The organism is Psychromonas sp., assembly GCF_047632955.1.
Classification (GTDB): Bacteria; Pseudomonadota; Gammaproteobacteria; order Enterobacterales; family Psychromonadaceae; genus Psychromonas.
Genome location: NZ_JBLIED010000002.1, coordinates 211970 through 225280, shown reverse-complemented (window position 1 = coordinate 225280; position 13311 = coordinate 211970). Strand labels below are relative to the sequence as shown.

9 protein-coding genes are annotated in these 13311 nt (G+C 42.3%); 6 read left to right on the top strand and 3 right to left on the bottom strand.

The window, feature by feature from the left end:
* Window positions 1-116 precede the first annotated feature (116 nt).
* The 3 genes from nosZ to ACJAZP_RS02690 form a co-directional block, all read right to left on the bottom strand.
* Entirely contained in the window at window positions 117-2009 is a 1893-nt protein-coding gene (gene nosZ, locus ACJAZP_RS02700) for a TAT-dependent nitrous-oxide reductase (protein ID WP_415229193.1), read from the bottom strand.
* Between the two features lie 438 nt (window positions 2010-2447).
* The gene (nosR, locus tag ACJAZP_RS02695) at window positions 2448-4580 is read right to left on the bottom strand and encodes a transcriptional regulator NosR (protein WP_415229192.1); all 2133 of its coding nucleotides are present in this window, start codon (window positions 4578-4580) and stop codon (window positions 2448-2450) included.
* A 1400-nt stretch (window positions 4581-5980) separates the two neighbouring features.
* Entirely contained in the window at window positions 5981-6313 is a 333-nt protein-coding gene (locus ACJAZP_RS02690) for a hypothetical protein (protein ID WP_415229191.1), read from the bottom strand.
* A 149-nt stretch (window positions 6314-6462) separates the two neighbouring features.
* On the opposite strand from ACJAZP_RS02690, the gene ACJAZP_RS02685 reads away from it, so the two are divergent.
* From ACJAZP_RS02685 to ACJAZP_RS02660, 6 genes are all read left to right on the top strand, one after another.
* Window positions 6463-6789: a hypothetical protein gene (locus ACJAZP_RS02685; protein ID WP_415229190.1), complete on the top strand. Its 327-nt coding sequence runs from the start codon at window positions 6463-6465 to the stop codon at window positions 6787-6789.
* 82 nt (window positions 6790-6871) lie between these two features.
* Window positions 6872-7066, top strand: a complete 195-nt coding sequence (locus ACJAZP_RS02680) for a YwbE family protein (protein WP_415229189.1) — start codon at window positions 6872-6874, stop codon at window positions 7064-7066.
* 155 nt (window positions 7067-7221) lie between these two features.
* Window positions 7222-7992, top strand: a complete 771-nt coding sequence (locus ACJAZP_RS02675; RefSeq protein ID WP_415229293.1) for a TSUP family transporter — start codon at window positions 7222-7224, stop codon at window positions 7990-7992.
* A 1012-nt stretch (window positions 7993-9004) separates the two neighbouring features.
* Window positions 9005-9415, top strand: a complete 411-nt coding sequence (mntA, locus tag ACJAZP_RS02670) for a type VII toxin-antitoxin system MntA family adenylyltransferase antitoxin (RefSeq protein WP_415229188.1) — start codon at window positions 9005-9007, stop codon at window positions 9413-9415.
* Window positions 9408-9836 carry a type VII toxin-antitoxin system HepT family RNase toxin gene (hepT, locus tag ACJAZP_RS02665; protein ID WP_415229187.1) on the top strand — a complete coding sequence of 143 codons (429 nt, stop codon included), beginning with the start codon at window positions 9408-9410 and terminating at the stop codon, window positions 9834-9836. The genes mntA and hepT overlap by 8 nt, the downstream gene beginning before the upstream one ends.
* A gap of 1875 nt (window positions 9837-11711) precedes the next feature.
* Window positions 11712-13285, top strand: a protein-coding gene (locus tag ACJAZP_RS02660; RefSeq protein ID WP_415229186.1) for an IS3 family transposase whose coding sequence is annotated in 2 segments (ribosomal slippage) — window positions 11712-12186 and window positions 12186-13285 — 1575 coding nt in all. Because the reading frame shifts where the segments join, the coding sequence is not laid out codon by codon here.
* Window positions 13286-13311: the final 26 nt, after the last annotated feature.

Below are 13311 nucleotides of genomic sequence, written 5' to 3'. Positions count from 1 at the left end.
TTCGCAGTCTGATGAAGCGTGCGTGGTACATTCTTTAATTTACCGGAGTGAAGTGCATAAGCATGTTTCCTAATAGGATCCCGGTCAATAAGTTACCGGGAACCAATGGGAACGGCTTATGCTTCGACTAACATACGACCGCGCATTTCCATATGCAGCGCATGACAGAACCAGTTACAGTAATACCATTGCACACCCGGCTGATTGGCGGTAAAGGTAACCGATGCCGTTGCCTGCGGGCTAATTTCCATCTGCACACCGTGGTTAATCATACAAAAACCATGGGTAACATCTTCAACCATGTCCAGATTGGTTATGACGACGGTAACTTCATCTCCGAGCTTCACTTTAAATTCAGTCATGCCATACATAGGCGCAACGGAGGTCATGTAGACACGCACTTTGTTACCGTCGCGAATGACTTTGTTGTCGGTCATGACATTGACGCCATCTTTTACACCCATGGCAACGGTTTCAGCAAACATCGGATCATCACGTGACCATAATTTTGCGGTTCTGATTTTGCTGCGGTGCACCAAAATACAGTCATGGGGTTCAGCAAAAGCCGGGCCGTCATGCACCAGTTTCATTTCGTCACCGGAAATATCAACTAACTGATCGTTTTCTGGATGTAACGGGCCAACGGGTAAAAATCTGTCTTTAGAGAACTTGCTCAGTACCACTAACCATTTGCCGTCTGCGTCACGTGTTTCACCCATAGAAGTATGGTTATGACCGGGTTGATAATGCACATCGAGTTTCTGGCGAAGATAATTCACCTTTTCACCGTTATGCGCTCGGATTGCATCGTCAATGTTCCATTTGGCTATCTGACTGTCAAGGAACAGAGTCGTGTAAGCATTACCTTTGTTATCAAAGGCAGTATGCAGCGGACCTAAACCTACTTCAGGCTCTGCCACAACCGTATCGCGCGGCTTGATTTTATCATCAAACAAAGCGTCTAATTTCTCAATTGAAACGATAGAAACCGTTGGAGACAATTTGCCGTTGACAATAAAATATTTGCCGGTAGGTGAGGTATTAACACCATGGGGTGATTTAGGGACCGGAACATAACGGGTAAGCTTTGATCCTTTACGGCCGTCTAATACGGGCACTTTATTATCATTGTAAATTGTGAATTCACCCGCTTTAACGGCTGCTTCACATCGCGCTAAACTAAATACCACCAAATGGTCTCGTTCAGATGTGATCATGGCACCTAAGTTCATGCCCATTTCTGAGTTATAACAGGTAGACGCAAAATATTTACCATCGTAATCAGCATCGGTATTATCGAGGTTTCCGTCGACCATTACCTGGAAAGCAATTTCCATTGTCTGCGCGTTAATCACGCTGAATAATGAACGGTAAGTACTGACATCTTCCAGTGACGCTTTGCCGTCATTATTCATTGGAATTTCAAACTCACCATTACAAATTACATATTTAGTCTCGGGTACTTTTTGCACGCGTAAACCATGGACCCCTTGAACGTTAGGGATAGTGATTATTTTATCGGTTTTCATGACATCACAACGGATACGCGCAACACGTGAGTTAGCTTTGTCGTTGATGAAAAGATACTCGCCGTTATAACGGCCGTCGGTCATACTCATGTGCGGATGATGCGCATCACCGGTCATAAAGTGCGAATTTTCGCCTTTAACGCGTATACTTTCGTTGGTTAATCCCCAACCCGTTGCACCGTCTAAATTAAACACCGGAATACGCATTAATTCGCGCATTGAAGGAATACCCATAATACGGATTTCGCCGGACTGGCCGCCACTCCAGAAACCATAATATTCATCTAAATCACCAGGATGGACAGTGGTACTGTTGCCCGCCTCAGCCGCCTGCGCTTTTGCCATAGTGGAAAACATTGCCGCGCTCATCGGCACTGCAGCTGCTGCTACGCCAAAGGCTGCACTTTTACCAAAAAATTTACGTCGGTCTGAATTTTCTAACTGTTCATTTTTGGGTAGATCGCTTTTATACTCACTCATGCTTCATCTCCATCCTGTTGTTTTATATTAAAATTAATAAGCTATCTGCTTATGTAGATGACTCTGGTCATTTTTGTAAAAAGCTTAAAGACTTCTACCACCGAGAACACAGAGGCGCTGCGCTACACGGAGAAATGACTAAAACTAATTATTGCTTGTGTTGTCTTTTGCTCCTTTCAGCTCGGCGCTTGTTTTTTTACTAAAGCAGTGCATTGCTGATTTTTAACAATATGTTTTTGCAAAACATTGCCCCGCCTAAAGACGGGGTTCCAATTTGGGTGCCACTTAACTGCGGCAGTGCTGTTTTTTGGAACTGAGCCTTTAGGCTCGGCTGTTTGTCTTTTCATCCTTTAACTCTTTGTCCTCGGTTGATGAAGAATAATCGGAACAAAGTTTCGCAGTCTCATGAGGTGTGGGTGGTGGTGCATTTCCACACTTTTAAAGTTCTATTATCGCTATTTCAGTTTCATTTTTTTTACGTTTTTTATAGGCCAACTTTTTCAGCGGTGGACATTTTTCTTCGTTGTAATAGGTGATTTGACAATCCAGACAGTAATGACACTCGCGCATGTTAATCACGCCATCGGGTGCAATCGCCTGAATTTCACACTCTGTCGCACAGATTTTACAGGGCGAACCACATTCCGGGCGGCGTTTTAGCCAATCAAATAAACGCACCGTATTAGAAATAGAAAGCGCAGCACCTAAGGGGCAAAGATAGCGGCAGAAGGTTTTACGGTTAAATAAATTGATTACAAGTAAAAATACCGCCCAAAGTACAAAGGGCCATTCGCGATCAAATTTGAGCAAGAAAGTGGTTTTAAAGGGTTCAATTTCAGCAAACTGTTCGGCTACTGCAATGGAGTCTAAGGAGAGGCCAAACAGGGCTAATAGGATAAGATATTTAATGGCCCATAGACGTTCATGGACGGCCCAGGGTAATTCTATTTGCGGAATTTTCACATGGCGAGCAAAAGTGTTAAGCAATTCCTGCAGGGCACCAAAGGGACATAGCCAGCCACAATAAACCGCTCGGCCCCATAAAAGAATAGTGACCGCTGCGGCGCACCACAGAATAAAGATAACCGGATCTAATAAAAACAGATCCCAGGAAAAATCTTTCACCAAAGCATGTAAAAAGGTGAACACATTAACCACCGACAATTGTCCTCCCCATGACCAGCCGATAAAGACAACGGTCACGGCTAAAAATCCGTGGCGCAGATTGTGCATAAAGGTAGGGTGACGAACGAGAATATCCTGAAAGAATAAAATCAGTAACAGCACGGTTATTAAAATGATCAATATCACCACTTTAACCTGATGCTCTAACCAGATCTGTTCGGTCAGGGTTAATTCCGGCTCAGGATAGATGGCAGGCGGAGTATCAACGTATTTTTCTAATACATCATAACTGCCTTTAAAACTGTTAAATAAACTGTCAACGGGGCCGGTTTGGCGGCGCACTAATAACTCTATTTGCCAAGTTGCGCCGGGATCAAACTCATGGTGTGCAGCGACTTTAAACACCGACATCTCTTTAAATCGGGGGGCATTCTCAGTGTAAAGGTCCGCCACTCGGTTATGTTCTAAATCACGGAAAGAGATATTGTTATCATTTTGATGAATCTGAATGCGGTCAAAAATACCGCCACGTACATAACCGGAGCCTTTATAGGAATAACCGTTACCAAAGACGGCAATCAAATGCTCGCCCGCTTTTAAATCGCGAGTGAACCATTGATAATCAGACTCTCCAAAAAGGTTTTTACCGATTGTTGGAATATCCGCAAGGGCATAATAAATCTCAGCAAACATTGAATCTGCCTGAGATGCCGGAACATTATCGACGCCTTCAGCCTCGGTTCCCACAAAGGCATTCTGCACCGTCCGATTGCTTAAATATAACTTTCTGATGGAGCCGTCTCCGGTCAGGTTGGCCCAGTTTTTCTTTTCAAAAAGATCTTTTTTTATGGTAGAAATAGGCTGAATAGCACCGGACTTTTCCTCAACAATTCCTAATGAAAGGGCGGCTATATGAGCGGCTTTTGTGATTGCTGAATTCATTACAATAACAGTGACCGTAGCGCCGGAGAGTCCGTCAATCGGCACATAACCCTCGCTTGTTGTTCCGCCGACTTTAATAGCATCAGCGACCGATAAACCAACGTATTGATCAATAAACCCCCATAACTTTTCTTCCGGAATACCGGCCAGAATAATTGGCTCATGGTGCTCTAATACTTTTGCGTTAAGATATTTTCCGGCGGGATCAATGATCACCAGCATATTAACGGGTTCGCCGGAATAGGCAGGAATTCTAGCAAGATCATTGGTTTCAAAGGCATAGCCTAATATTTCCGATTCCTGGTAGACAGTCCACAAAAGCGGTTCACCCTGTTTTTCTGAAATTTTGGTGAGTGTTGGAAAGGTTTCTTGAATAAAAGGAATGGGATCTTTAGGCGGGCTGACAAACAGGGCATAAGCAGGTAAAGAGAGACAGATAAGAGCGAGTATCAGTAATTGAATAAAGTTTTTTTTGATTGCCGTATTATTCATCACGTTGTTCATGACAGAGTTCCCTGCTTAAATTGCGACTAACTGCGAGGGTGTAGACTAAGTGGGTTGTTTAACCGGACACTTGATTTCAATCAATAAAGTTAATTTTATGTTAACTTTAGTCCCGTTTGGTGAACTGTGCACTGAAAAATAACCCTTAAATAACATAGGGTTATTGGGCCGGTGAGGTTTGTTTGTTAATTTTTTGTATTTTTATGATATTTATTTAACTTAACTTTTATGTAATTTAGGCATTAAAAGTTATATCCTGTTGATCAGTTTATCTAATGCTTTATTGCTGTCAGGGTGGGCCGTGACAACGTAATAAATGACCTTATCAATCAATCCGTTATTAAAAAACATTAAAAAAATAATTTAATATTTTTTGAGACAAGGTTAAAGTGCTTATATTATGGCATTCGAGTCAGGATATTATGTTTTTATCGGCTGAGCTGAGGCATGTTAACCCGAGATTGGCCTAAAGAAAAACACTAGATTACGTTATTTCTGTCCTGTTTTAGCTGGAATCTCAGAAAGTTAAAAAACAGTTATCTTTCGAATAAGCCTTATCTCGTCGAGATCTTCGATTAAAACACCACCCCTGTCATTCCCGAGGTCTTTTAATCGGGAATCTTAATGCGGTATAAACAGTAACAATAAAAGATATGATTAACGGCGCGCAGAGTTTGGCCCGTTCATGGTATCGAACTATCGTTGAATTGAGACCTCCGATTAAAACACCTCGGAGGTGACGGATAATAGGGCGCGTTATTCCCAAAACACCACCCCCTGTCATTCCCGAGGTCTTTTAATCGGGAATCTTGATGCATAATAAACAGTAACAATAAAAAATATGGTTAATGGCGCGTAGAGTTTAGCCCGTTCAATGTATCGAACTATCGTTGAATTGAGACCTCCGATTAAAACACCACGGAGGTGACGGGGAATAGGGCGTGTCATTCCCAAAACACCACCCCTGTCATTCCCGAGGTCTTTTAATCGGGAATCTCGATGCATAATAAACAGTAACAATAAAAAATATGATTATCGGCGCGCAGAGTTTAGTCCATTCAAGGTATCGAACTATCGTTGAATTGAGACCTCCGATTAAAACACCTCGAAGGTGACGGATAATAGGGCGTGTCATTCCCAAAACACCACCCCCTGTCATTCCCGAGGTCTTTTAATCGGGAATCTTAATGCGTCATAACAGTAACAATATGAAAATATGATTAAAGGCACACAGAGTTTAACTCATTCAATGTATCGAACTATCGTTGAATTGAGACCTCCGATTAAAACACCTCGAAGGTGACGGATAATAGGGCGCGTTATTCCCAAAACAACATCACTGTCATTCCCGAAGTCTTTTAATCGGGAATCTCAGAGAATATTGCAAAAAATCTGAGCGGCTACGAAAATTCCCGTCCATTTTTCTTGTAATGAATAGCTGTTTTAGCAAGTGGAAACATGGATGTTTCCACTAAGTTCGGCTCTGCACAGGGATGTGCGGTCCGAACTGGTGCGTCAAAAATAGCTGGGCAGTACAAGATCAAAAAATGGCCCGGGCGGCTTTTCTCTTGCTTACTTCTCTTTGGCCGTTCAAAGAGAAGTAAAGTCGCCGTCAAGGGCGAAAGACCAACAAAGAAAGTTAAACCAGACGCCTCAAGCGCAAGCTTACAAACAATTCGTACGGTATTTACGTTACCACGCAGAGCATGGGAACGAGGAAAAATCGCCATCAAGGGCGGAACTCCCTCTAAGAATTAAAACCATTAGCCTCAAGCGCAAGCTTACAAACAAGGAAAATCGGCTACAAGAGTTTTCATTGGCTAAGCACGAAGCCAAAGCATCAAGGGCTGGCTGTGTTGTATTATCACCTTATGGGGTATAGTTGCCAGCTATCACAACCATGGAGAATTTGATGGGTCATTGTAGCGAATTTGCAGTCTTTAGCGTTTCCAAAGAGAATCTTGCCCGCGTCATTAAATTGAGCGAGTCTCTGTTTGCCGAGATAAATGCGCATGATAAAGTGATCATTTCCCATGAGATACTGCAAAAAACCGATAATCCTCAAGAAATCTGCTGGCATATCATCTGGTCCAGTGAAGAGAGCGTAAAGTTAACCGCACAAAAATGGGCAACATTTCCAAGCAGCAAAGCGCTGGAATCCCTGGTTGATGAAAAACGCTATTATGGTCATTTTATTCCGTTGATTTAAGCAACAATCAGAGGCTCTGTTATTATCCTGTGCCGAAGGTCATTAACAAGTAAACATTTTATAGACATTTAATAGGAAAATTATGAGCGGTACACAAAGAAGCAATATCCAAAAAGGTTTAACAGTGTCGATAGTTTTAAAACAGGATCAGCGTAGCGGTAAGCTCACCGAAGGTGTTGTTAAAGATATTCTCACTAATTCAACCTTTCATCCCCACTGTATAAAGGTACGCTTAGAAGATGGCCAGGTAGGCCGAGTAAAAACAGTTAATAGTTAAGAAATGTTTATCATAAAAACAGCGAATATCTTGCTGGCAACTTATTGTCAGCAAAAAACCATATCATTATCTTTAATATCAATCTGTTGTTGCGCCGCTATGGTAAATCCCGTCTAATAGTCACCTGTTATTGCAATTCAAAAAGAGTACAAACCTTGCCGATTGAACTTTCCTATCAAATTATCACCTTATTATTTGCCGTTGCCATTTTAGCCGGTTTTATCGACGCTATCGCCGGTGGCGGTGGTTTGTTAACTATTCCCGCCTTAATGTGGGCGGGACTTCCGCCAACCGTGGCACTGGGAACCAATAAATTACAGGCCTGCGGTGGTAGTTTTTTTGCGAGTGTTTATTTTGTGCGTAAAGGGCGGGTGATTTTAGGGGAGATGAAACTTTCGATACTGTGCGCTTTTATCGGGGCAGCGATTGGCACAATCGCAGTGCAGTTAATTGATATCGTTTATCTACAGATGATTTTACCCTTCCTGATGCTGGCCATTGGCGGTTATTTTCTGTTTTCTAAAAAGATCAGCGAAGATGATCGTCACCAATTGTTAACGCCTGCCGTATTTGCTTTAACGGCAGCATTGGGTGTGGGTTTATACGATGGATTTTTTGGTCCGGGAACCGGCAGTTTTTTTGCCCTTGCCTTTGTCTCGTTATCTGGATACGGCTTAGCCAAAGCAACCGCTCATGCTAAGGTTCTGAATTTTTCAACGAATATTGCCTCGTTAATTTTCTTCGCTCTGGGCGGTAAAGTATTTTGGATGTTAGGCGCAATAATGCTGGTGGGCCAGGCGCTGGGCGCAACACTGGGATCACGTTTGGTGGTTAGCAAAGGCACCAAAATGATAAAACCGCTGGTGGTCTGCATGTCGGTATTAATGAGCGTGAAACTATTGTCCAGCCAATACGCACTGTTTTGATACAAAACACCTACCCGGCAATTCCCCGATAAAAACATCTCGGGGATGACTACTAAATGATCAACAGCGCGTAGAGTTTAGTCCGTTCAAGGTATCGAACTGTCGTTGAATTGAGACCTCCGATTAAAACACCTCGGAGGTGACGGCTACTGCGGTGGCGTCATTCTTAATAACAATATTCCGTCAACACTGAATTCTCCCTTGTTATCCCCGAATAACACCACTTCGTCATTCCCGAGGTCTTTTAATCGGGAATCTTAGAGAACATTGCACAAAATCTGAGCGGTTAGCTAATGTCAAACAAACGCCGAGCCTAAAGGCTCAGTTCCAAAAACACACCGCCATCTCGCTTTTAAGTTGCACGCCATTTGGAATCCCGCCTTTAGGCGGGCGATTTTAACTAATCTATAATGACCATACTTCTACACTCGAATACCAAACCAATGCGGCTACGAAAATTCCCGTACGTTTTTCCTGTGCTGCACAAACGCTTTAGCAAGAAAAATCATGGAGGATTTTTCTAACCTCAGCCAGTACAGGGTTGTAATGTCTGAGGTGGTGCGTTAAAAAGTGGTTGAGCAGCGCAAGATAAAAAACGTCCCGGGCGGCTTTTCTCTTGCTTACTTCTCTTTGGCCGTTCAAAGAGAAGTAAAGTCGCCGTCAAGGGCGAAATTCCAACAATAAAAGTTAAACCAGACGCCTTAAGCTAAAGCTTACAAACAATCCGTGCGGTATTTACATTACCACGCAGAGCGGTGGGAACGAGAAAAGCGAAAGCATAAAACAAAGCCAATCGGCTAGCGAATACCAAACAAACACCTATTCTAAAGCCTCAGTTCCGAAAACACACAAAAATCCTACCTTAAAAGGGCGGTTACACAATGAAGCAAATAGTCGAGCATTTTAAAGTGCATTATTTACTGGTGAGCCGTATAGTAATAACAAGTAAAAAGTAAATAAAAAAGAACGGCAAAATGAAAGAGTTGCCCCCTCGTATTTTTTCAGGTGCAAGATGAATTTTAAAAAATTAAAACCGCAAATAATAAAATTAGCAGAAGCAGATGATGATATCGAACTGCTTTGGCTTTATGGCTCTTACGCCAAAGGGTGTGCGCATGAACACAGCGATATTGATTTAGCGGTTGTATTTAAAACATGGGTTGATGAGGTCATAGAGCGTAGAATACGACCTGAGTTGTTAGCCATCGAATGGCAAAAAAAACTAAATTTGCAGGAAGGTGATGTAAGTATCTTAGATATGAGCAATGCACCTATTCCAATTGCCATGTCAGTACTTAAAAGTGGTCAGTTATTATTAAGTAAAAATATTTCCAGACAGCTTCAGGAGCAACAACGCATCATGTCAAAATGGGAAATAGATTATTTATATCACTACAAAAATAAGAAGACAATTTATGGATGACACTTATCTATTTTCAATGCGCGAGCACCTTGCAGAGTTAAAAAGCGAACTACAAGGTCTAACTGAAATTACAGACGAGCGCGTATTAAGCCGTTATGAATATCGTGCATCGGAGCGGACACTGCAAGTGCTTATAGAGGCTTGTATCGGCATCGCCAAGCATTGGTGTTATGCCTCAACTAAAACGGCTCCGGCAGATGCTTATTCTGCTTTTGAAAAGTTATCGCAGCAAGGTGTTGAATCCGTTAATGAAGTGCCTTGGCGTAAAATAATTGGGATGAGAAATGCGCTGGTTCACGACTATTTGAATATCGAGCCCGAAATTATCCGAGCAGTGATAAAAAAAGCCACCTACTTAGCGCTATTTGATTTTGCTGAAAGTGGTTTAAATGAACTCGAAAAAATATTTAAGAAAGTTTGACGGATAATACGGCACTGTCATGCCGAATAACGCCACCCTGTCATTCCCGTAGTCTTTTAATCGGGAATCTTAATGCGTCATAACAGTAGCAATATAAAAATATGATTAAAGGCGCACAGATTTTAACCCGTTCATAGTTGTGAACTATCGTTGAATTGAGACCTCCGATTAAAACACCACGGAGGTGACGGGGAATAGGGCACTGTCATTCCCAAAACACCATCCCCTGTCATTCCCGATGTCTTTTAATCGGGAATCTTAGAGAACATTGCACAAAATCTGAGCGGTTAGCTAATATCAAACAAACGCCGAGCCTAAAGGCTCAGTTTCAAAAACACACCGCCATCTCGCTTTTAAGTTGCACGACATTTGGAATCCCGTCTTTAGGCAGGCGGTCTTGAGCAATTGATAAATGCCCAGGCTTCCGATTAAAAAAACTGCTGGGCCTGAAGTCGCCGTCAAGGGCTAAACTCCAAAAAATAAAGTTAAACCCAATGCTTCAAGCGAAAGCCTACAAATAACCCGTGCGGTATTTACATTGCCACGCAGAGCGCTGGGAACGAGAAAAAGATATAATTAATGACGCGCAGAATTTAACCCGTTCAAGGTATCGAACTATCGTTGAATTGAGACCTCCGATTAAAATACCTCGGAGGTGACGGATAATACGGCACTGTCATGCCGAATAACGCCACCCTGTCATTCCCGAAGTCTTTTAATCGGGAAGTGACAAATTTGTCAGGAACAAATTTGAACGTTGGAACTTACGACAACGACCTGAAAGGCGGAGAGCTGGACGCCCGGGGTGATTAAACAGTAACAATAAAAGATATAATCAATAGCGCGTAGAGTTTAGATAATTCAAGGTATCGAGCTGTCGTTGAATTGAGACCTCCGATTAAAACACCTCGGAGGTGACGGGTAAAATAGGGCGCGTAGAGTTTAACCCGTTCATAGTAGTGAACTGTCCTTCAATTCAGATCCCCGATTAAAACACCTCGGGGATGACCGGGAATAGGGCGGTGTTATTCCCAAAACACCATCCTGTCATTCCCGAGGTCAGTTAATCGGGAATCTCGATGAGTGATTAGACAGTAAAAAATATGATCAACGGCGCGTAGAGTTTAGACCATTCAAGGTATCGAACTGTCGTAGAATTGAGACCTCCGATCAAGTGACCTCGGGAATGACTGGGGGGTGTTGCCATTCGCGAAATGTTTCCTAAATCGTCATCCTCGAGGTGTTTTGATCGGGGATCTTTTATTTATTTGATATTAACCAGCCGATTGGTTTTTATCTGCATTAAGATTCCCGATCAAGTGACCTCGGGAATGACGGGGGGTGTTGCCATTCGCGAAATGTTTCCTAAATCGTCATCCTCGAGGTGTTTTGATCGGGGATCTATCTGTTGGTATTTACGGTGGTTAGTGAATGACGTAGTAGGGTAGGGGGAGTGATCTTTTTTTACATTTTAAAGTACGAATAAAAGTTTATAATCACACTTTTTAGTACTAATAATAGGTATTTAGTACACTTTTCATGATGAATGTTGTTTTAGTTAAGCACAGATAATTGTATAATTTCGTTAAATAACGAGATATCAAGCGAGCATAAACGATGAAACGATTATTATTGAGCAAACTTTTAGAGTGGAAGAAAAAGACACAGAGAAAGCCTCTACTTATAGATGGTGCAAGGCAGACGGGGAAAACCTACCTTTTGGGTGACTTACTGGGTGCCCACTTTGATAAGGTAGTTAGGTTGGACTTTTTGGAAAAACCAGCGTTAGCCAATGCATTCGCAGGCTCTCTCTCCCCGCAAGCCCCCTGTGTCAGGATAGTTGTCGCCTCTAATTTTTAGTTAGAGGCAATTATAATGAAGAGAAAATTTACTACATCATTTAAGATACAAGCAGTCGAAAAGGCACTTAGTCGAAATGAAAATACCACATTAACTGAGATAGCTAATACATTAGGCATTGGCGCTTCAACACTCAATAAGTGGATTGTTAAAGCGAGCAACCAAGAATTTGAAACAGCTTCACATGATGAGATCACAAGCATGGATAATGATAAACGACCGCAAGATTGGACTTCAGAAGAAAGGCTTAATATGGTTGCGACATGTGCCGCTTTGAGCGGCGAAGCACTCAACGCTCATTGTCGAATGCAAGGCATCTATCCTCATCATGTTAAGCAATGGAAGCTTGATTTTATTAATGGTAATTCTCCCAAACAAAAAGTGGTTTCCCCTTCAGAAATCAAAACCTTAAAGCGAGAAAATAAATCATTAATAAAAGAGCTTAATCGTAAAGATAAAGCGTTAGCAGAAACGGCTGCGTTATTGGTTCTCAAAAAAAAAGTCCACGAGATTTGGGGAAACGACGAGGACAATTAAGTACCAGTTCAGAGCGACAAACTATTTTACGTCTTGTAAAAGAAACAACCGATGCGGGTGCTAGACAAGCGCCGGCTTGTGAAGTGATTAGGATGAGTGCCAAAACGCTACAGCGATGGTCTCAGCCGAGCAATGACAACGATGGCCGAAGAGAAGCAATACGTTCGCCCCAAAATAAGTTAACAGCACTTGAGCGGAAACGAATATTAAAAGTGGTCAATGAGCCTGAATTTGCCCATTTACCCGCGAGTCAAATCGTACCGATACTGGCAGATAAAGAAATATATATTGGCTCAGAATCGACTATTTATCGGATATTAAAAAAGGAAAAGCAGCTTCAGCATCGACTAAAAGACAAGCCTGCCAGGAGGGTGATTAAGCCAAAATTCTTAACAGCAGTCGCGCCCAATCAAGTGTATACATGGGACATTACCTATTTACCGACAAGGGTTAAAGGAAGCTTTTTTTACTTATATTTAGTGCTTGATATTTTTAGTCGTAAAATTGTTGGCTGGCAGGTACACAGTGAGGAACTCAGTGCACTGGCGGCTGATTTGATGACCGATATTTGCTTGCGAGAGGAGGTGAAGCCTCATCAAGTTACGCTACATTCTGATAATGGTAGCCCAATGAAAGGAGCAACCATGCTGGCAACACTACAAGAATTAGGTGTAATGCCCTCATTTAGCCGACCGTCAGTGAGTAATGACAATCCTTATTCTGAGTCAATATTTAGGACATTAAAATATCGGCCAGAATACCCTGAAAAAGCGTTTTCTGATCTTGATGATGCCCGGAAATGGGTGATCGGGTTTAGTCAGTGGTATAACGATGAGCACCGTCATAGTGGTATTAAATTCGTGACGCCATCCCATCGTCATCAGGGGCTTGATAATGATATTTTATTAAACCGAGTGGACGTTTATAACAGAGCGAAAGCACAAAACCCAAGTCGTTGGTCGGGTGACATTAAGAATTGGGAGCCAATTAAAGAGGTTCCTCTTAACCCCGAGAAATCAAAGGTTGAAATAAAAGAGAATAAGGTGGCATAAATTTAAACATCAGGCGACAACTCCCT

Excerpts from the sequence above, each read along its gene's own strand:
- nosZ (WP_415229193.1), bottom strand. The coding sequence starts at position 2,009 with ATGAGTGAGTATAAAAGCGATCTACCCAAAAATGAACAGTTAGAAAAT.
- nosR (WP_415229192.1), bottom strand. The coding sequence starts at position 4,580 with ATGAACAACGTGATGAATAATACGGCAATCAAAAAAAACTTTATTCAA.
- ACJAZP_RS02680 (WP_415229189.1), top strand. The coding sequence starts at position 6,872 with ATGAGCGGTACACAAAGAAGCAATATCCAAAAAGGTTTAACAGTGTCG.
- mntA (WP_415229188.1), top strand. The coding sequence starts at position 9,005 with ATGAATTTTAAAAAATTAAAACCGCAAATAATAAAATTAGCAGAAGCA.
- hepT (WP_415229187.1), top strand. The coding sequence starts at position 9,408 with ATGGATGACACTTATCTATTTTCAATGCGCGAGCACCTTGCAGAGTTA.